Origin of the sequence: Mycobacterium mantenii (genome assembly GCF_001667865.1) — a bacterium.
Classification (GTDB): domain Bacteria; phylum Actinomycetota; class Actinomycetes; order Mycobacteriales; family Mycobacteriaceae; genus Mycobacterium; species Mycobacterium mantenii_A.
Window position 1 is genome coordinate 44,316 of sequence record NZ_LZJP01000032.1, and the last position, 18,422, is coordinate 62,737.

Genomic DNA, 18,422 nt, shown 5'->3' on the forward strand with positions numbered 1-18,422 from the left:
CAGGCGGTCGAAGCGGGGTATTGCGCCGGAAGCTCAGGTGTCTGCTTCGCCGGCTTCTAGCCTGGTGCGGACGGCCGCCAGTCGCTCGGCCAGCTCGGCCTCGCCGATGACGCCGCGCGCAACGAGCGAGTGCGCCAATGCCACCAGCCGATTCTCTGGATAGGGCAGGTTCGCATAGACTGTTGCGGACAGGGAGTCCTCTTCGTTTCGCCGGTCGATGAAACTGAGCACCTCTGTGCCGCAACCGCTTTGGTCCAGGGCATCGCACATGCCGTCAAGGCTCGTTTTCCACGGCGGCACCGGATTGTCGACGCCATGTTTCGCCGCCATCCGGCTCCAGACCTGGTCGCGTTCAACGATTTCCGCCAACGGCGCGATCGTGGGCCTTTCTGGACTGCTCACCTGTCTACCCCGGGTTCAGCCGTCGACAGGATGGATGGCCGGTCGGGTTTCGGTGATCACGTTCGCGGTCACTCCCGCTTTGGGGAGCGCGACACCGATCAGGCAATCGCGAGTGACGATTTCGACCAGCTGGTCCTCGGTCCAGCCCTCGGTCCCTTCGGGACGCACCGGCATCACCATGAAGCGGTGTTTCTGGTTGGAGTCCTCCACCCGGATCTCGACGTTTTCGGGGAGATAGAGCCCGAACTCCGCAAGCACCTGGCGCGGCCAGCGCACGATGCGGCGGCGATAGTTGGGCGTGCGGTACCACTCGGGCGAATTGCCCAGAATCGGACGCGGATAGCAGGAGCACAAGGTGCACACGATGACGTGGTGCAGGGTGGGCGTGTCCACCAGAACGTGGAAGGCCGTGAAGTCGCTGGGGGTGCCGAAACCCGTGGGCTCCAACCAGTCGACCCCGACCTCCTTGCTGGCCGCCAGGGGATCGGAGATGACCAGATCTTTGAAGTCCGGGTCGAGCCAGGCCCTCGCCACCAGGCGCGCCGCCGGGGTTGGGCCGATCTGTTCGGCGTACTCGGTCATGCGGCGGTGTTCCTCCGCGGTGAAAATGCCCTTCTCGATGCACAATTCACGAAGGGCGATCTCCAGGACCTCGAAGTCGGTGATCTCGTTCACCATCGGTGCGGCGGTGCGGTCGTGATCGCGGTCGTGATCGTGGGCGGGGTCATGATCGTGAGCGGTCATGCGGATGTCCCCTCGGAGTGAACGGCCGCCTCGAGCCATCGCTCGGGTATCTCGGTTTGCAGCGTGTCGTTGGTGGGGCCGGTGTAGCCGTGCCAGAGCTCGGACTGGTTGAACCGAACGATGTAGAACCACTCGGGTTTCTGATCCGGGCCCGCCCACGTCTCGTCTTCGGCGGCGGGGCTTTCGTATGTGACGACGGCGATCTCACCTTGCGCGCCCCGCACGTACTCCTGGGTGCGGGTATAGAGGAGGACGGGCAGGTCCTTCACGACGACCCTGTCGCCGACCCGGAACTTCGGCTCGCCGGCCCGCCCGGCAAAAATCTGCGGATCACCTTTGCCGACGGCGTGGATGTGGTGTTCGTTGCGTCTGACCTTCGCAGGGTCGCCTTCGAATTCGGGCTCGGCCCGCAACGGCTTTCCCGCCAAGCCGCCCTCATACCGTGCCTTCACCTGGGCCATGCGCTCGGCCAACTCGCTCAACCCGATGTGGTGTTTTTCGACGAGGACGCGCACCACGGCGAGCAACCACCGCCCGTAATAGGGAAGGCCGAGATAGATGGTGCGGCCGAGGTCGACGTTGCCCATCCGGCGGCGTTCCTCGGACAGCCAGATCCCGCGCCAGCCGAGCACCTCGCACATGATGTAGGTGTTCTCTTCCCAGATCTCGTACTGCTTGTTCTCGTATTCGGCGGGAGCGTCCGGCTCGCCTCCGACATCGTGCGGGGTCTTGACGTAGGCGTTGAAACGTTCGTGGTCAATGAGATCCGGTGTGGGAGCGTCCGGGAGTTCGGGGTAGGAGGATTGCAGCCGGGCCACCAGGTCCAGCCGTGCCGCCCGGTCCGACGCAGTCGTCATCACAGCTCCATTCCGGCTGATCCAGCGCTTCCATACACTTCACTCCAACCGCTGACATTGCGCAACCGCAAAGCGAATTCGGAGTGTGGCGGTCTCCGGTAATGTCTGCGGGATGGAGCGGCGCGTCCTGGAAGCGGTCATCTACGAGCGCGAACCGCCGATTGCGCGGATCATTCTGAACCGGGTGGACAAGGCCAACACCAAAGATGCGGTCCTGGTGACCGAGGTCGACAGTTGCCTGCACGAGGCCGACCGTGACAAGGACATCAAGGTCGTCATCCTCAAGGCGAACGGCAAGGGATTCTGTGGTGGCCATGTCGCGCGCTGGGGCCCGGATGAAAACCCGTATCCGGATTTCGGGGACACGTTCGAGGACCTCTACAAAGGTACCGCCGATCTGTTCTTGTGGCCGACGCTGTATCTGTGGGAATTCCCCAAGCCGACGATCTCGCAAATCCATGGTTACTGCATGGGCGGCGGGATCTACCTGGGCCTGCTGACCGACTTCTGCGTCGCCTCCGAGGACGCGTATTTCCAGATGCCGCTTGCCCAAAGCCTCGGCGAGCCCGGCGGGCACACGATGATCGAGCCGTGGCTGTTGATGAATTGGCACCGCACCATGGACTGGCTGCTGCTGGCGCCGACGTTGTCCGCGCAGCAGGCCCTCGAGTGGGGTCTGCTCAACAGGGTGGTCCCGCGCGACGAGCTCGAGGACACCGTCGAGGAGATGGCGCGCAAGATCGCCCAGATCCCGTTGACCACACTGATGGCGGTCAAGAACAACGTGAAGCGCGCGTGGGAATTGATGGGCATGCGGGTGCATCTGCAGGTCAGTCACATCTTGACGAACATGGTCGGCGCCGCGTCCGACGTGCAGGCGCGACGGGCCGAGTTGATGCGGTCGGGGATGAAGCCACGTGAATTCGTCGATCACGACGACGCGGAAACCCCTGGGGCCTAACGGCTCATCTCGCCGGCAATCTTGCGCCCCGCGGCATGGCGCGCGGCGACGTAACCGAACACCATCGAGCTGGCGATGCTCGCCCCGGCGCCCGGATACGTTCGCCCCATCACCGTCGCGGTGGTGTTGCCGGTGGCGTACAAGCCTTCGATCACCCGATCCTGTTCGTCGAGGACCTGCGCGTGCTCGTTGGTGACGACGCCGCCGCACGTTCCGACGTCGGCGGGTAGCACCCTGGTGGCGTAGTACGGGGCGGTGTCGAGCGGGCCGATGGCGGCGTTCGGCCGATAGCCGGGATCGCCGAGGCAGTCGTTGTAGGCCGACTGGCCGCGGCCGAAGTCGGGATCCAGCCCCTTGGCCGCGAAGTGGTTGAACCGCTGAACCGTGCGCGCCAGTTCCTCGGCGGGCAGGTCGATTTCGTGGGCGAGTCCGGAAATGGTCGCGGCGCGCTTGATCGCACCGGACTCGATCAGCTCGGGGGGCAGCGGCTGGTTCCGCTTTAACGGATTGGCGCTGGTGACGTAGCGGCGCACATACCCTTCGTCGAAGATCATCCAGCACGGCACCGCCTTATTGGCGTACATCGCCTTGCCGACCTCGACGTAGGAATTGGACTCGTTGCAGAACCTGCGGCCGGTCGAGTCGACGTAGATGGCACCGGGCCGCTGGCGTCCGGATCCCAGCGAGGCGGCGACGGCACCACCGTTGGCGATGAAAACCGAAGGCAGCCACCATGCCTCGTCCAGCAGGTCGGTCTTGGCGCCGAGCCGCATCGCCGCCTCGAGCACCTCGCCGGTGTCGCCGGCGTTGGCGATCGACCACTTGCCCTCGTTCGGCTGGTTACCGCTGTATCGGCGGCGCATCTCGGGGTTGTGGCCGAAACCGCCGGCGGCCAACAGCACGCCCTTGCGGGCCTCGATATTCAACGTTTCGCCGCCGCGGACGACCCGCACGCCGACCACGCGTCCGTCGTCGACGACGAGGTCGGCCATCGCGGCGTCGGTCCACAGCGGGGGATTGCCGTCGCTGAGATCCAGCAGCGCCTTGAGCATTTGGGCGATCAGCGACGCGCCGTTGGTGAGGATCTGACGTCGCCGGGCCCGTGCCATCGCGGTGCGCAGGAATACCCGGGACGCCACGGCGAAGGCGCGTGGCGCGCGGTTGAAATATTGGACCGACCGCAACTCGTTGGTCAGCACCACATATCCATAGTTCTTGGCCAGCGGGGGCTGCACCTTGCCGCTCCACGCGCCGAGCTTTGCGGCATCGAACGGGACGCCCTCGACGGCCCGGCCGGACGCGTTGCCGCCCTTGTGGTTCGGGTAGTAGTCGCTCCAGCCCGCACACCGGATCAGTTCGACCCCCTTGCGGGTGAGGAAGTTGATCATTTCGAAGCCCGCGGTGAGGAACATCTCGCGTCGCTCCGGCGAGGACGGCGCACCGATGTCGCCGACCACGTCGGCCAGATAGGCCAGGCCGTCCTCGTGTGAGTCCGCGATGCCGTCGGCCCGCATCAACGGGTTGTTCGGCAGCCAGACGATGCCGCCCGAGAGCCCCGTCGAGCCGCCGACCAGCGGCTGCTTTTCGATGATCAGCGGTTCCAGCCCGCAGTCCAGCGCGGCCAGTCCGGCGACCATGCCGCCCCCGCCGCTTCCGGCGATGACCAGGTCGACGGAGTGGTCCCAGCGGGTAGTCATCGGGCCTCCGAACCGAAGCCGAGATCGACGATCGGCACATCGATGGTGGTGTTGGTCTTCTGAATGGCGGGCAGCAGGGTGGTGTATGGAAGGCCGGCCAGGAACCCGTCGATGACGCGTTCGAAATTGGAGATCAGTCCCTCGATCTGGTCGGACAACCGCATGTATTCAAAGCCTCGTGCGTGCAGGCCCTTCTGCTGTCGTGGCAGATTGGAGAAATCCTGGGCCGGGATGGGCGGCCAGCGCGGGTCATCGGGTGCCATGGGTTCCGGAGGCGTGGGCTTGCCGGCCGACGCGTCCGCGGGAAACCGGGTAAGGGACCAGATCTCGAACAGCGTCTCCTCGGGCCCCAGCGGGCGGATGCGATACGAGGATGCGCTGCTGTAGGTCGGCAGGATGAAGTGGTGCGGAAAGGCGAATCCGATGGCGTCGGTGATCCCGCGGCGAACCAGGTCGTTGAGATCGGGCATGCCACTGCCGCGCGCGCGATGCCAGTTGACGACGGCATCGTTGAGTGCGGTGCGCCACGCCGCCATCGCCGCGGCCGGGTCGGCCGGCAACTCGATGGTCTGCAGGCCCTCGGCGATGCGGATGTCGTTTTCATGCGTCATGCCACCCATGCCGTCGCCGAGGGTGCGCATGAAGTACAGGCTGCTCGCGACGACGGGATGTACTGCCGCGGAGGGCTCGCCGGTCTGCGCGGCCGGCAGCAGCTGCGGATGGGTCTGCGGGACGTGGTAACCCTCCATGAACGCCGCGGTCGCCAGCTTCCAATTCACCGGTAGCCGGCACGATTGCCACCACTCCACGCGCAGCGAGTCCACCTGCCACGCGTCGTAGATCGACGCGAACGGCTCCATCCAGTCCCGCAATGCCGGAGCGTCGTCGTCGAGGTTGATCCACGCGCAACCACCCCAGAGTTCGCAGCGCACGGACACCAGCTGCAGGTCGTCGGCGGCCATGTTCTCTTCGGCGAACGCCTCGGGTCGCAGCACGAACGTGTTGCGCCCGTCGATACCCCAGCACCAGCCGTGGAATGGGCATACGAAGGTGCGGCGGGCCCCAGGAAGAGAGCCGTTGCCCTCCACCAGCTTCACGCCGCGATGACGGCAGGCGTTGTGGTAGGCGCGCACTGTCTGGTTGTCCACCCGGACCACGATGATGGATTCGTCGAGGATTTCGTATTCGACGAAATCGCCCGCCTTGGGGATCTCCTCGAGCCGGCACGCCATCTGCCACACCCGGGGCCAGAACATCTCCGCTTCCAGCGCGTAGAAATCCGGATCGTAATAGCGCTGCTTGGGGATTCGATCGGCGGTCTGGACCGCCCACGGCACCGGTAGCGGCGTCCAGTTCACCCCCGCTCGGCGCGAGGCTCGCGCGTTGGACGTCTCGTTGCCCATTCCTATCGCCATCTCGTCATCCCCTGTGTCGCCTCACAAGATCCGCGACGCCCGGCCCTGCCAGTAGCGGTCGCGGATGCGTCTCTTGTAGAGCTTTCCGTTCGGGTCGCGCGGCAGGGTGTCGAACTCGACGGTGCGCGGGCACTTGTACCCGGCCAGGTGCGCGCGGCAGTACGCGACGAGTTCTGCCTCGAGTTCGGGCCCGGGCGCCACGCCGTCGGCCGGCTGCACCACGGCCTTGACCTCTTCGCCGAATTCGTCGTTGGGGACCCCGAATACCGCCGCGTCGAGGAGCTTCGGATGCATGACAAGCAGGTTCTCCGCCTCCTGCGGGTAGATGTTGACCCCGCCGGACACGATGGTGAACGTCGACCGGTCGGTGAGATACAGGAACCCGTCGGAGTCGACATAGCCCATGTCGCCGAGCGACCGCCACCCGCGGTCGTTGTACACCGATGCGGTTTTGCCGGGATCCTTGAAGTACTCGAAGTCCGGGCCGCCTTCGAAATAGAGCTCGCCGGATTCGCCGGCGGGTAGTTCCCGTCCGTCCTCGCCGACCACGTGCACCGGGGCCATCGGGATACCCACCGAGCCGGGATGAGCGAGCCAGTCCTGCGGCCCGATCGTGGTTCCCGCGAAACCCTCGGTGCCACCGTAGTATTCGTGGATGATCGGTCCGAACCACTCCATCATCCGGTGCTTGACATCGACCGGGCACGGGGCCGCCGCGTGAATGACGCAGCGCAGGCTCGAGACGTCATAGCGTTCCCGGACCGCCGCGGGCAACTTGAGCATCCGCACGAACATCGTCGGCACGAACTGCGCGTGGGTCACCCGATGGGTCTCGATCAGCCGCAGCACCGTCTCGGCATCGAACTTTTTCATGACGATCGACGCGGCACCCACCCGGTTGACGGCCATGGTGTAGTTCACTCCGGCCGCGTGATACAGCGGCGCGGGGGACAGGTACACGCTCGAGGAGCGCATCCCGTATTTATGAATCAGCGCCATCTCGAGCACCGACTGCGCCCAGGATCCGTTGCCGTCGACGGGAAGTGGTCGTCGCACCGCCTTGGGCCGCCCGGTGGTGCCGGACGAGTAGAGCATCTCCGACCCGTCCGAGACCGGTGGGGGTGGGCCCGCCGTCGCCAGCGCCTCCTCGTACGACCGCCAGCCGGGAATCACACCGCCGACCGCGATGCGGGCGACCACGGCGCGATTGGCGTCACGGATGTGTGCGGCGAGGTCGGGCATCGACGCGTCGACGAAAACCGCCTTGGCGTCCGAGTCGTCGATCACGTAACCGACCTCCTCAGGGAGGAAGTGGGTGTTGACCGCGGTGTAGTAGAGGCCGGAAAGCTGAGCGCCCCAGGTGATTTCGAAGAACTCCGGCCTGTTGGGCAGGGCCAGCGCCACGCCGTCGCCGCGGCGCAGTCCAGCCTCGTGCAGCGCCGCGGCGACCCGTTGGCTGCGGGCATGGAGTTCGCCGAACGAGATCGTGCCGCCGTCGGTGACCAGGGCCGGCGACTGTGCGGCTGCGATCGCGTGATCGGCGATGTTCACCAGTGGCCCTATGTTGCTGCGGCGCCGTCGGTCTGGGTGGCGGCAGCGGCCTGGCGGCGGGCGTGTTCGGAGGGCAGGACCTTGTCCTTGAACACGGTCTGGATCAGCTGCTGCACGTCCTTGCTGATCGAGGCGAGCGCGACGAGATCGTTGGAGCTCTGCCAGTGCACCCGCATGCCCATCAGCTCCCAGGCCCGCTTGAGGTTGGCCTTGGTGAGCATCAGTGTCGTCAACGGTGCCTGAGCGATGTGCCGGGCGATCGCCTCGACGCGGTCGTCGAGCTGGTCGCGGGGCACAACCTCGTTGACCAGGCCGACCTCGAGGGCCTTCTTGGCGTCGATGACCTCGGCGGTGAAAAGGTAGTACGCGGCACGGCGCCAGTTCATGAACACCCAAGGCTCGATGGAGCATTCGCCCGATGGCATGCCGAAGCCCTGCAGCGGCGGGTAGGAGAAGTAGGCGTCCTCGGCGGCGATGACGATGTCGGTGGTCAGGCCCATGTGCGTGCCACCGCCCACGCAGTAGCCGTGCACCTGCGCGATGGTGGGTTTGGAGAACTCCCACAGGTTCAGGGTCGGCTTGACGAATAGGTCCGACTGGGCCTTCCACGGGTGGCCCGTCACCATCGCGTTCTCCACGAACGACGGGTAGTCGACGGCGTTGTTGCCGATGGCGTGTCCCGAGCAGAAGCCCTTGCCGTTCGCCTTGAGGATGAGCACCTTGATGTCGTAGTCGCGGTCGGCGTCCAGCAGCGCGGCGTCGACCTCTTCGGCGAGCTTCTGGTCCTGGGCGTTGGCCTTCTCCGGCCAGTTCAGCGTGACGCGGGCGATCGGGCCTTCTTTTTGGTAGATGATTCTCTCGCGGGTCTCGTTGAGATCCATGGGGCCTTACCTTTCTCCGTTATGACGTGATGACGCCGATTTCGGCGCCGATGTCGTAGGTGGTTCCGACCTGGCCCGTCCAGCGCACGGTGCCGGACGCTCCCGCTTCGATCTCCTGCTCGACCTTCTCGGTGGCGATCACGTAGATCGGCGTGCCGGCTTCGACGTGCTCACCGGCGCCCACGAGCAGCCCGGTGAGTTCGGCCTCCGAGACGGCCACCGACACCCGGGGGATGCGAATGACGAAGTCAGCCATGCACCTTCGCCTTCTCGAGCGTGCTTCCCAAAGTGCGCAGCGCCGCTTCCGCGATGCGCGCCGGCGACGGATACACCTGCGCTTCGAGCGCCGGCGCGGCCGGGTTGGGCGCAAACCGCGCGGCCACCCGCTCGACGGGCGCGGCGAGTTCGCCGAACAGTTCCGAGTGCAGGATCGCGGCGACTTCGGCTCCCGGACCGGCGAATTGGACCGCGTCGTGGACGATGACGGCCCGGCGGGTGCGCCGGACGGAGGCGATGATGGTCTCGACGTCCAGCGGCACCAGGGTGCGCAGGTCGACGACCTCGGCGCTCACACCCTGTTCGTCCAGGGTGGCCGCGGCGGTGAGCGCGTCGTGCACGCAGCGTCCGTAGCCGATCAGGCTCACGTCGGTGCCGGACCGCTTGATGTCGGCCAGGCCCAGCGGGATCGAGAAGCCGGGTTCGACGGGGACGGGCCCCTTCTTGCCTTGCAGCCGGATGGTTTCGATGAACAGGCAGGGGTCGGGATCGAAGATCGCCGACGTCAGCAGGCCTTTGCCGTCGCGCGGGGTGGACGGCACGATCACCTTCATCCCGGGAATGTGCATGAACCACGCTTCCAGGCTCTGCGAATGCGTCGCGCCGGTGGCCAGCCCCGCGTACACCTGGGTGCGCACGGTGATCGGCGCCGAGGTGCGTCCGGCGGTCATGAACCTGAGTTTGGCGGCGTTGTTGATAAGTTGGTCGGCGGCGATGCCGATGAAGTCCATGATCATGATCTCGGCCACCGGCAGCAGACCGTCGATGGCGGCGCCGATCGCCGCGCCCAGGATCGCGGCCTCCGAAATCGGTGTGTCGAGGACGCGTTCGTGGCCGTACTTCGTCGACAGCCCAGCGGTCGGGCCGGAGGCGCCCGGATCGGCGATGTCCTCACCGAGCAGGAACACCCGCTTGTCGGCCTGCAGTGCCTGATCCAGCGCGAGGTTCAGCGCCTCGCGCATCGTCATCTCTTTTTCGTCCATGCCTCTACACCGGGAATTTGATCGGAGTTGCGTACACGTCCCGGTCGAGTTCGTCGACCGACGGGGAGTCCGCGCTCATCACCGTTTGCAGCGCGGATTCCACCGTCGCCAGCGCCTGGTCGTCGATGCGCGCGAGGCCGTCTTCATCGCAGAAGCCGGCGTCGGCGAGGTGCGCGCGGAAGCGCGGCACCGGATCGGCGGCCATCGCGGCTTCGAGTTGTTCGGAGGGGATGTAGGGGGCCCGGTCGCCGAAATAGTGGCCGCGGAAGCGGAATGTCACACATTCGATGAAGGTCGGGCCTTTATCACCCGAGCCGCCGCGGGCCCGTCGCAGCGCATCGTCGAGCGCGGCTTTGACCGCCAGCGGGTCGTTGCCGTCGACGCGGACACCCGGCATCCCGTATCCGGCGGCGCGGTCGGCCACCCGCTCGAGCCGCATGGTGTCGCGGGTCGGTGTCATCTCGGCGTACAGGTTGTTCTGGCAGACGAACACCATGGGCAGGTCCCAGAGTGCGGCCATGTTGGCGGCTTCGTGGAAGGAGCCGGTGTTGGTGGCGCCGTCACCGAAGCTGACCACGGTCACCCGATCGAGCCCCTTGCGCTTGGCGGCCATCGCCAATCCCACCGCCACCGGGGGACCGGCGCCGACGATCCCGGTCGAAAGCATCACGCCGACTTCGGGTTTGGCGATGTGCATGGTGCCGCCCTTGCCCCGGCCGGCGCCGACGGTGCGGCCCATCATCTCGCCGTAGATCTCTTCGAGGGGGACACCCTTGCCGATGAGATCGTGCAACCCGCGATAGGTGGTCACCAGCTGATCGTCGGGCCGCAGCGCGACGCCCATCGCGGCGGCGATCGCCTCCTGGCCGCGCGACGGCCAGTACACGCACATGAATTCCCCGGTGCCGATCCCTTTGGACAGCCGGTCGTCGGCCGCCTTCATCAGCACCATCAGCTCATACAGGCGCCTTTGCATCGCGGCATCGTCGGTCATCGCGTAATCCCGTTGCGGTGCGGTCGGATTGGGGCCGCCGTCGTCACGCGCCCGACCATGGCTTGACCTTGAGGAAGCCGCCGCCGTCCACCCGCAGTTGCTGGCCGGTGATGTAGCGGGCGGCGTCGGAAGCGAGGAACAGCACCGCCTCGCTGATGTCCTCGGGTTCGACGTAGGGGATCGGCATCGCCTGCACGAACGGGAAGATCGGTTCGGCGTCCTCGCGGGTGGGCTCCTTCAGGTCGGGCCGGAATGCCCGGTACATCGGCGGGCTGTGCAGCATGTCGGTGTTGACGTTCGTCGGATGCACCGCGTTCATCCGGATGGAGAACGGGGCGAGCGCCAGGGCGAAGTCGTTGACATAGTGTGCGGCAGCCAGTTTCGCGAAGGCATAGCCGGCCCCGCCGGGGCCGCCGTCGATGCCGGTGGTGTTCATCGACGACATGAAGGCCGCGTTGGAACCGATGACGACGATCGACGCGCCGGCCTGCAGGTGTTTGAGGCTGGCATGCACGAGGTTGAGCACGCCGACCAGGTCCACGTCCACCGCGTCGGCGAAAGCCTTCGGTGGCAGGCCCGCCGTCAGCGGGCAGATGCCGGCGTTGGCCACCACGACGTCGAGGTGCCCGAATTCGGCGACGCCCTCGTCGATGGCCGCGGCCAGGGCGACGCGGTCGCGAACGTCGGCGATCGCGGTGAAGGCGCGTTGCCCCTCCTTCTCCACCAGCCGCGCCGTCTCGTCCAAATCCTCCGGGCGCGCCAGGGGATACTCATTGGTGTCGATGTCCGTGCAGAGGTCGACGGCGATGATGTCCGCACCTTCGGCGGCCAGCATCCGCGCATGTGAACGGCCCTGACCGCGCGCGGCGCCACTGATCACGGCCACCTTGCCCGTTACTCTGCCCATCGCCCGTCCTTCGTCCGTCTGTCTACATCACGACCCGCGATGGGGCCCAACGCCATTCGGTGCCATGACTGATCTGCAGCGGGTTTTGAATCGACCGGTTGCGGTACCACGACACGCGTTCATCGCGGTGGGCGTCGGAATGAGACCTTCGGTCGGCTCCATCGCATCTCTTCCACGAAAAACTGCGTTGACCTGCAGATGGGCTATCACTACGCCCAAGACTAGCTAGAATATCTAAAATAGCAAGGAATGGACGCGAGGAAGGGTTTGGCGATGGCTGACGTGCACGGCGGAGTCCTTCACGGGGTGCGGGTCGTCGAATTGGCCTCGTGGACCTATGTGCCCTCCGCCGGTGCCGCGCTGTCGGACTGGGGCGCAGACGTCATCAAGGTGGAGGGCGTCACCGCGGGCGATCCCGGGCGCGCACTGGTCGTCGGCGGATTCACCCGGCAAGCGGCCCGCCCGGATGCCGACTTCATCCTCGAGCTGGGCAACCGCGGGAAACGCAGCATCGCGATCGACATCAAGACGGACACCGGTCGCGAGTTGTTCGGGCGGCTATTGGCCAGTGCCGATGTGTTCCTGACCAATTGGCTGCCGGGTGCGCTCGAACGGGCCCGGCTGACCGTAGAGGACATCCGCTCGTTCAACCCGAACATCATCATCGCGCGCGGCACCGGGCTGGGCGTCCGCGGACCCGATCGCGATCGTGGCGGATTCGATGCGGCGACGTACCTGGCGCGCGGTGGGGTCGCATACACGCTCACGCCCTTCGGCAGCGAGACACCCGCCGTCCAGGGGCCCGGCTTCGGTGACCTGCAGGGCGGGGCCACGCTGGCCGGGGGCGTCTGCGCCGCGTTGTTCCACCGGGAGCGCACCGGCGAACCGAGCATCGTCGACTCGTCGCTGCTGGCGCAGGCGATGTGGTCGATAGCGCCGTCGATTTCGGCGGCCGACTTCTTCGATATCGACGGGATCCCGGGCGCCCCGCCGGGCCTGGCCATCAATCCGCTCGTCAACCGGTACAAGACCAAGGACGACAGGTGGATCCAGCTGGTGTTCCTGCAGCCCGACAAGTTCTGGGTGGGCTTCTGCCGGCGCATGGGTCTGGCGGAACTGGCCGACGACGAGCGGTTCGTCCCGTCGGCCAACCTGATCGCCAACGCGGCGGCGGCGACCGAGCTGCTGGCCGACACCTTCGCCCGTCACGACCTCGCGCACTGGCAGGCGGTGCGCGAAGACGAGCCGGGCGTGTGGGGTGCGCTGGCGACGCCCCGGGAGACTTTGAACGATCCGCAGGTGGAACCCAACGGATACGTGGTGACCAACGTCGACGACCACGGCGAGAAGTACCGAATCGTCGCCGCGCCAGTCCAATTCAACGAGACTCCACCGTCTCCTGCGCGCGCCCCGGAGCACGGGCAACACACCGAGGAGATTTTGCTGGAACTCGACGTCGACTGGGACGACATCGCCAGGGCGAAGGACAGCAAGGCGATCCTGTAGGGCGGCCCTGTCCAGGGGAGCCGGGGGAGTCGACGAAAGGCGCAATCTGTGAGGACCAAAGTCATCGCCTGCCGGTAACCGGGTGACCCAGAGCGCCCGCAGTCGTACGTTCGGTGCAAGGAGCACTGATATGGCTGTATTCATGCGCGCAAGCGACGCGTTCACCTGGGCGATGGAGAGCGACCCGCGGCTGCGATCGACCGTGGTCAGCGTCGTGCTCCTGGACCGAACTCCGGACTGGGACGAGGTGCGCAAGCGGTTCGACCTGATCAGCCGCAAACTGCCGATGTTCAGGCAGCGGGTGGTGCAGTCACCCCCGCCGGCTCCGCCGCGGTGGGAGCATTACCGGGATTTCGAGCTGGATTACCACCTGCGGAAGGAAACCATTTCCGGCGCCGGAACCCTCGACGACGTGCTGGAAGTGGCGCGAGTGGCCGAGATGCAGGATTTCGATCGGGCCCGCGCGCTATGGGAAACGACGTTCATCGACGGTCTGGAAAACGGTGGCGCGGCCGTGATCTGCAAATTTCACCACGCGCTCACCGACGGGGTCGGCGGAATCCAGATCGCGATGCACCTGTTCGATCTCTCCGAGGAGATCTACCCCCTTGAACCCATGCCGCCCGAGCCACAGGTCGCGGCGTCCTCGCCGCTGAGCGGCTACCGCGATGCCGTGCGCTACGACACCGGCTTGCTCAACAGCGCCCTGGCGGGCGTGGCCACCCGCGTGCCACGGGTCATGTACGACGGGGTACGGCGGCCCGTCGCGACCATCAGGTCCGCGGCGACCACCGCGGCATCGGTCTACCGAACGGTCCGGCCGATCAACCGACCCGGGTCATGCTTGGCGACGGATCGCGGCCTGATCCGGCGTCTCGGGGTGCATGAGGTGCCGAAGCGGCCGCTTCGGGAAGCGGCGCACCGTTGCGGTGGGGCGCTGAACGACGCCTTCGTCGCCGGGGTCGCGGGCGGCCTGCGCATCTACCACGAGAAACACGGCGTGGCGGTGGGCGACTTGCACATCACGATGCCGATCAGCCTGCGGACCAAAGACGACGACATCGGTGGGAATCGGATCACGCTGATGCGCTTCGACATTCCCGTCGGCGAGCCCGATCCGGCCAAGCGGATCAAGGCGATACGGGAGCGCACCGCCGCGGTGCGCAACGAAAGATCGCTGCCTTACACGCAATTGATCGCCGGGGTGCTGAACCTGGCGCCGCGGTGGTACATCGGTTCGGTGCTGCGGCACGTGGATTTCGTGGCCAGCGATGTGCCGGGCGTTCCCGTGCCGGTGTTCCTCGGCGGTGCCGCGGTCCGCGCGCAGTACGCGTTCGGGCCCACCATCGGTGCGGCGGTCAACATCACCCTGCTCACCTATGTCGATACTTGCGGGCTCGGTTTGAACATCGACACCACCGCGATTCCCGACTATGACGTTTTCCATGACGCCATTGTCGGCGGCTTCGACGAGTTGCTCTCTTTGGCAACGTAATTCGGCATCCGCGTGTTCGAGCACCGGCCTTGCGCGGTGCGGGAGTCGTTGGTGAGCAGCAGATTCCGAAACGGTCACAGCCGCATATCAATGTCAGTGGCGGACTGGCACAACGCGGGGGATCCGCAAATCATTGCACAGGGCGCCTTTTGGGGATTGCGGCCGCGACGAAGCAGACGAATTCCTGCCGCTATGCGTGTAGCGGTTCCGCGAGGGCGCAGCAGGAGGTATCACACAGCATGACGACGAACTGGGTTCCTGCCCAAACTTCATGCGGACCGAACTCCGGTCGCATTCTCGACACCGCGCGGGGCATCCTCATCGGACTTCGCCGGTGTCCTTCCGAGGCCGCATTGGATGAACTGCACAGCGCGGCGATACGGCACAAGGTGCCGGTGTTCGCGATGGCGTGGGCGCTGGTCCACCTGGCCGGCGATGGTGAGAAGACTCCCAGCTTCGTCGACGCGCAGTCCGCGGCCCGCCACGAATGGGGTCCGCTGTTCAAATCCGCCGCCCTGACGGGTTGAGCGCGCATCAAGACGTTGGGGCGGCCGAGCTTTCGAGGGGTAACCCGGCCGTCTCCAATTACAACAACATCGACCCGACGGCGCGCACGGAAGTCAGTGCCTTGCGGCTCAGGTTGCAGTGGCCGACGCGGGGACGGGGTGTGCGGCGCCGGCGAAACCGGCGCGCGGTCAATCCGCCGGCGCCCGAAATCGACTACGGGATCCGGCTGTTCCGCTAGTCGTGCCGCGCACCGGGCGCGCCTAGCGTGTCCAGGCCGGCGAGTCGGCGGCCGCGCGCAGCGCATCGACGATGCGCTGTTCCTTTTCCGCGAAGCGCTCCGTGGGCGCCGGCACCGAGATGGCGACGACGGTGCCGCCGACGGCCCGCCGGGCGACGGCCGCGGCCGAGATCCCCGGGGTGTGTTGGTCGCGGTCGAACGCGATGCCGGTGCGTCGTATCTCGGCGAGCTCGGCCCGCAGCGGGTCCGCGTCTTCGGGTCGGAGCCGGGTCACCACGGCCTCGGCATCGGCGTCGTCGAGCGCGGCGAGGGCCGCTTTTCCGTTGGCCGTCGATTCCAACGGGAAGCGCACTCCGATCGCCGAGACCGCCCGCAGCCGATGTGACGACTCGATCTGGTCGACGAACCACATGCGCTGCCCGCGCAGGATCGACAGGTCGACCGTCTCGCCGTCGGTAGCCCACGCCACGCGTTCGATGGTCGGGCGGAAGATCGCGGAGACCTGAGCTCCGTCGGGTTTGCCGAGGCCCAGTAGGCGCTCGCCCGGCGAGAAGCGGCCCTGCGCATCGACGCTGGCCAGGCCGACTTCGACCAGGCCGAACAGCAAACGGCGGGCCGTCGACTTGGCCAGCCCGAGTCGCTCACCCAGGTCGACCAGCCGCAGGTGCCCCGGCTCGGCGGCGATCTCGTCCAGCGCGGCGGCGGCGCGACGTAAAACCTGGATGCCCTCGTCGCGACCAGTTGGCAAATTTTCCCCCGTTGGCGGCACATGCCCACTATAGTGATCCGCATTACGGATCGCAAAGGACCGCATCACGGATCAAGGGAGCTCCAGATGGGTGTGTTACCGGCCGGACGGCACTGTTTTCGCGGCGACGACGGTTACGAGGCCGCCCGCCGGGCCACCGTGTGGCACCAGCGGGTGCCGGACCGGTGCCCCGAGGTGATCGTGCAGGCGGTCGATACCGACGACATCGTCGCCGGTATCCGGCACGCCAAGGCCAACGGCCTGCGGGTCAGCATCGTGTCCGGAGGGCACAGCTTCGCGGCCAGCCACCTGCGCGACGGGTCGGTGCTGCTCGACCTCAGCCGCCTCGACCACGCCACGATCGATGCCGACAGGGGTTTGGCCGTCGCCGGTCCGGGCAAGGGCGGCAGCCTGCTGATGGCCGACCTGGAAGCGCAGAACCTCTTCTTCCCCGGTGGCCACTGCAAGGGTGTGTGCCTGGGTGGGTACCTGCTGCAGGGCGGATACGGCTGGAACAGCCGGATCTACGGCCCGGCCTGCGAGAGCGTCATCGGCCTCGACGTCGTCACGGCGGATGGCGAGCAGATCCATTGCGACGAGGACAATCATCCCGACCTCTACTGGGCCGCCCGCGGGGCCGGTCCGGGCTTCTTCGGGGTCGTCACGTCGTTCTACCTCAAGCTGTATCCGCGGCCGGCGGCCTGCGGCACCAGTGTCTACGTCTATCCGTTCGACCTGGCCGACGAGGTCTTCACCTGGGCCCGCGCGGTCAGCGCCGAAGTCGACCCCCGGGTCGAGCTGCAGGCCGTCGCGTCGCGCGGTGAACCGAACATGGGCATCACCGAACCCGTCATCTCGTTCGCCTCGCCGGCGTTCGCGGACTCCGACCAGGAGGCCGAACAGGCCCTGGCACTGTTCGGGACCTGCCCCGTCGCCGAGCAGGCACTGGTCAAAGTCCCTTACATGCCAACCGATTTGCCCACCTGGTACGACGTCGCGATGAGCCACTACCTGTCCGACCATCACTATGCGGTGGACAACATGTGGACGTCGGCACCGGCCGAAGACCTGCTCCCCGGTATCCGGACCATCCTGGACACGATGCCCCCGCACCCGGCGCACTTTCTCTGGCTGAACTGGGGGCCGTGCCCGACCCGCCAGGACATGGCCTACAGCATCGAGGGCGACATCTACCTGGCCCTCTACGGCTCGTGGAAAGACCCGGCCGACGAGGACAAGTACGCGGATTGGGCGCGGTCGAACATGGCCGCGATGTCCGAATTCGCCCTGGGCATCCAGCTCGCCGACGAAAACCTGGGCCGGCGGCCGGCGCGGTTCGCCAGCGATGACGCCATGGCCAAGCTCGATCGCGTTCGCGCCAAATACGATCCCGACGGCCTGTTCAACAGCTGGATGGGACGACTCTGATGTCCGGCGACCCATATCTGGGATATCGCGGCGACGACGCAAAGACACCGTTCGGCAAGTACTTCAACCCCGAAATGGCCTCGCTGCCAACACATGTGGTCGAGGCGCTGCAGCACGGGCCGCAGGGCGCCATGGCGCTGGTGGCATTCGAGGAGGCCGCGAGCGTCGCCGACGAGGGCTACCAGCAGACCGAGAACGGCTACGGGGTGCTCGACGACGGCGGCTATCACGTGTCGGTACGCACCGACATGCCGGGAGTCACTCCGGCGATGTGGTCGTGGTGGTTCGGCTGGCACGGCTGCGACTCCCGCCGGTACAAGCTGTGGCACCCGCGGGCGCACCTTCGCGCCGCCTGGAAGGGCCAGGCGAACAACGGCCAAGACGATGAGGCCGCCGGCCGCCGGGGCGCTGCGCGCTACATCGGTCGCTGGTCGTTGATCAGCGAGTACATCGGCTCGGCGATGCTCAACGGCGCAATCCAATTCATCGATCCGGCGAACCTGGGCTGTCCCCCCGACAGCGACGCTGCGGTGGCGATCTGCGCGCGGCTGGGCTCCAGCGACGTCCCGGTCGACGTCGGATGGTTCATCCACCATGTCCGAGAGACCCCGAACGGGGCCGAGATGCGGTCACGATTCTGGATGGGCGGGCGCCACATCGCGGTCCGTCGCGTCCCCGGCGTCGCATCCCGGGCGGTGCGCCCGATCGCGGCGCGGGTGCTCGGCGACCCGGCGAGCAGCGCCCGCAACCTGATGGTGCATTGCGCCCAGGAGATGAACCACCTGGCCGGTTTTCTGCCCGAACTCTACGAAGCCTTCGGTTCCGAATAGCG

General features: G+C 66.6%; 18 protein-coding genes. 6 read left to right on the top strand and 12 right to left on the bottom strand.

Annotation, left to right across the window (positions count from 1 at the left end; translation table 11 throughout):
• Positions 1 to 33: 33 nt before the first annotated feature.
• The 3 genes from A5688_RS05195 to A5688_RS05205 all read right to left on the bottom strand — a co-directional run bounded on the left by A5688_RS05195 (position 34) and on the right by A5688_RS05205 (position 2,003).
• Positions 34 to 330: a nitrile hydratase subunit beta gene (locus A5688_RS05195; protein WP_242660363.1), complete on the bottom strand. Its 297-nt coding sequence runs from the start codon at positions 328 to 330 to the stop codon at positions 34 to 36.
• Between the two features lie 87 nt (positions 331 to 417).
• Positions 418 to 1,146: a thiocyanate hydrolase subunit gamma gene (gene scnC, locus A5688_RS05200; RefSeq protein WP_067913320.1), complete on the bottom strand. Its 729-nt coding sequence runs from the start codon at positions 1,144 to 1,146 to the stop codon at positions 418 to 420.
• On the bottom strand, positions 1,143 to 2,003 hold the full coding sequence (locus A5688_RS05205) for an SH3-like domain-containing protein (protein WP_067913323.1): 861 nt from the start codon (positions 2,001 to 2,003) through the stop codon (positions 1,143 to 1,145). The genes scnC and A5688_RS05205 overlap by 4 nt, the downstream gene beginning before the upstream one ends.
• Before the next feature lie 112 nt (positions 2,004 to 2,115).
• Here A5688_RS05205 and A5688_RS05210 point away from each other — a divergent pair, with 112 nt between their 5' ends.
• Positions 2,116 to 2,964, top strand: coding sequence for an enoyl-CoA hydratase-related protein (locus tag A5688_RS05210; RefSeq protein WP_067913324.1), 849 nt, complete (start codon positions 2,116 to 2,118; stop codon positions 2,962 to 2,964).
• On the opposite strand, the gene A5688_RS05215 is transcribed toward A5688_RS05210, so the two are convergent.
• The 8 genes from A5688_RS05215 to A5688_RS05250 form a co-directional block, all read right to left on the bottom strand.
• On the bottom strand, positions 2,961 to 4,661 hold the full coding sequence (locus A5688_RS05215; protein WP_067913328.1) for an FAD-binding protein: 1,701 nt from the start codon (positions 4,659 to 4,661) through the stop codon (positions 2,961 to 2,963). The two genes, A5688_RS05210 and A5688_RS05215, sit on opposite strands and share 4 nt — an antisense overlap.
• The gene (locus A5688_RS05220) at positions 4,658 to 6,019 is read right to left on the bottom strand and encodes an aromatic ring-hydroxylating oxygenase subunit alpha (RefSeq protein WP_120312428.1); all 1,362 of its coding nucleotides are present in this window, start codon (positions 6,017 to 6,019) and stop codon (positions 4,658 to 4,660) included. Before A5688_RS05220 ends, A5688_RS05215 begins: the two co-directional genes overlap by 4 nt.
• 78 nt (positions 6,020 to 6,097) lie before the next feature.
• Positions 6,098 to 7,627, bottom strand: coding sequence for an acyl-CoA synthetase (locus tag A5688_RS05225; protein WP_067913333.1), 1,530 nt, complete (start codon positions 7,625 to 7,627; stop codon positions 6,098 to 6,100).
• Positions 7,628 to 7,635: 8 nt separating this feature from the next.
• On the bottom strand, positions 7,636 to 8,508 hold the full coding sequence (locus tag A5688_RS05230) for an enoyl-CoA hydratase-related protein (protein ID WP_067838834.1): 873 nt from the start codon (positions 8,506 to 8,508) through the stop codon (positions 7,636 to 7,638).
• 19 nt (positions 8,509 to 8,527) lie between these two features.
• Positions 8,528 to 8,764 carry a biotin/lipoyl-containing protein gene (locus A5688_RS05235; protein ID WP_067838837.1) on the bottom strand — a complete coding sequence of 79 codons (237 nt, stop codon included), beginning with the start codon at positions 8,762 to 8,764 and terminating at the stop codon, positions 8,528 to 8,530.
• Entirely contained in the window at positions 8,757 to 9,767 is a 1,011-nt protein-coding gene (locus tag A5688_RS05240; RefSeq protein WP_067913335.1) for an alpha-ketoacid dehydrogenase subunit beta, read from the bottom strand. Before A5688_RS05240 ends, A5688_RS05235 begins: the two co-directional genes overlap by 8 nt.
• A gap of 4 nt (positions 9,768 to 9,771) precedes the next feature.
• Complete coding sequence (locus A5688_RS05245) at positions 9,772 to 10,761, bottom strand: thiamine pyrophosphate-dependent dehydrogenase E1 component subunit alpha (RefSeq protein ID WP_067913338.1); 990 nt, start codon at positions 10,759 to 10,761, stop codon at positions 9,772 to 9,774.
• Positions 10,762 to 10,804: 43 nt separating this feature from the next.
• Positions 10,805 to 11,668: a mycofactocin-coupled SDR family oxidoreductase gene (locus tag A5688_RS05250; protein WP_067913341.1), complete on the bottom strand. Its 864-nt coding sequence runs from the start codon at positions 11,666 to 11,668 to the stop codon at positions 10,805 to 10,807.
• Between the two features lie 249 nt (positions 11,669 to 11,917).
• Between A5688_RS05250 and A5688_RS05255 the strand changes: the two genes are divergently transcribed.
• The 3 genes from A5688_RS05255 to A5688_RS05265 all read left to right on the top strand — a co-directional run bounded on the left by A5688_RS05255 (position 11,918) and on the right by A5688_RS05265 (position 15,196).
• A complete protein-coding gene (locus A5688_RS05255) occupies positions 11,918 to 13,174 on the top strand; it encodes a CaiB/BaiF CoA transferase family protein (protein ID WP_207546605.1) in 1,257 nt (418 codons plus the stop codon).
• A gap of 130 nt (positions 13,175 to 13,304) precedes the next feature.
• Entirely contained in the window at positions 13,305 to 14,669 is a 1,365-nt protein-coding gene (locus tag A5688_RS05260; RefSeq protein WP_067838853.1) for a wax ester/triacylglycerol synthase domain-containing protein, read from the top strand.
• A 239-nt stretch (positions 14,670 to 14,908) separates the two neighbouring features.
• Positions 14,909 to 15,196 (top strand): ANTAR domain-containing protein, encoded by a 288-nt coding sequence (locus A5688_RS05265; RefSeq protein WP_067838856.1) that lies wholly within the window; start codon positions 14,909 to 14,911, stop codon positions 15,194 to 15,196.
• Between the two features lie 240 nt (positions 15,197 to 15,436).
• Here the strand turns inward: A5688_RS05265 and A5688_RS05275 are convergent, their stop codons facing one another.
• The gene (locus A5688_RS05275) at positions 15,437 to 16,228 is read right to left on the bottom strand and encodes an IclR family transcriptional regulator (protein ID WP_120312476.1); all 792 of its coding nucleotides are present in this window, start codon (positions 16,226 to 16,228) and stop codon (positions 15,437 to 15,439) included.
• Between the two features lie 21 nt (positions 16,229 to 16,249).
• Here A5688_RS05275 and A5688_RS05280 point away from each other — a divergent pair, with 21 nt between their 5' ends.
• A complete protein-coding gene (locus A5688_RS05280) occupies positions 16,250 to 17,590 on the top strand; it encodes an FAD-binding oxidoreductase (RefSeq protein ID WP_067913347.1) in 1,341 nt (446 codons plus the stop codon).
• Positions 17,590 to 18,420 (top strand): DAPG hydrolase family protein, encoded by an 831-nt coding sequence (locus tag A5688_RS05285; protein WP_067838869.1) that lies wholly within the window; start codon positions 17,590 to 17,592, stop codon positions 18,418 to 18,420. The genes A5688_RS05280 and A5688_RS05285 overlap by 1 nt, the downstream gene beginning before the upstream one ends.
• Positions 18,421 to 18,422: the final 2 nt, after the last annotated feature.

Excerpts from the sequence above, each read along its gene's own strand:
- A5688_RS05195 (WP_242660363.1), bottom strand. The coding sequence starts at position 330 with ATGGCGGCGAAACATGGCGTCGACAATCCGGTGCCGCCGTGGAAAACG.
- scnC (WP_067913320.1), bottom strand. The coding sequence starts at position 1,146 with ATGACCGCTCACGATCATGACCCCGCCCACGATCACGACCGCGATCAC.
- A5688_RS05205 (WP_067913323.1), bottom strand. The coding sequence starts at position 2,003 with ATGACGACTGCGTCGGACCGGGCGGCACGGCTGGACCTGGTGGCCCGG.
- A5688_RS05210 (WP_067913324.1), top strand. The coding sequence starts at position 2,116 with ATGGAGCGGCGCGTCCTGGAAGCGGTCATCTACGAGCGCGAACCGCCG.
- A5688_RS05215 (WP_067913328.1), bottom strand. The coding sequence starts at position 4,661 with ATGACTACCCGCTGGGACCACTCCGTCGACCTGGTCATCGCCGGAAGC.
- A5688_RS05230 (WP_067838834.1), bottom strand. The coding sequence starts at position 8,508 with ATGGATCTCAACGAGACCCGCGAGAGAATCATCTACCAAAAAGAAGGC.
- A5688_RS05235 (WP_067838837.1), bottom strand. The coding sequence starts at position 8,764 with ATGGCTGACTTCGTCATTCGCATCCCCCGGGTGTCGGTGGCCGTCTCG.
- A5688_RS05240 (WP_067913335.1), bottom strand. The coding sequence starts at position 9,767 with ATGGACGAAAAAGAGATGACGATGCGCGAGGCGCTGAACCTCGCGCTG.
- A5688_RS05245 (WP_067913338.1), bottom strand. The coding sequence starts at position 10,761 with ATGACCGACGATGCCGCGATGCAAAGGCGCCTGTATGAGCTGATGGTG.
- A5688_RS05250 (WP_067913341.1), bottom strand. The coding sequence starts at position 11,668 with ATGGGCAGAGTAACGGGCAAGGTGGCCGTGATCAGTGGCGCCGCGCGC.
- A5688_RS05255 (WP_207546605.1), top strand. The coding sequence starts at position 11,918 with ATGGACGCGAGGAAGGGTTTGGCGATGGCTGACGTGCACGGCGGAGTC.
- A5688_RS05260 (WP_067838853.1), top strand. The coding sequence starts at position 13,305 with ATGGCTGTATTCATGCGCGCAAGCGACGCGTTCACCTGGGCGATGGAG.
- A5688_RS05265 (WP_067838856.1), top strand. The coding sequence starts at position 14,909 with ATGACGACGAACTGGGTTCCTGCCCAAACTTCATGCGGACCGAACTCC.
- A5688_RS05275 (WP_120312476.1), bottom strand. The coding sequence starts at position 16,228 with ATGCGGTCCTTTGCGATCCGTAATGCGGATCACTATAGTGGGCATGTG.
- A5688_RS05280 (WP_067913347.1), top strand. The coding sequence starts at position 16,250 with ATGGGTGTGTTACCGGCCGGACGGCACTGTTTTCGCGGCGACGACGGT.
- A5688_RS05285 (WP_067838869.1), top strand. The coding sequence starts at position 17,590 with ATGTCCGGCGACCCATATCTGGGATATCGCGGCGACGACGCAAAGACA.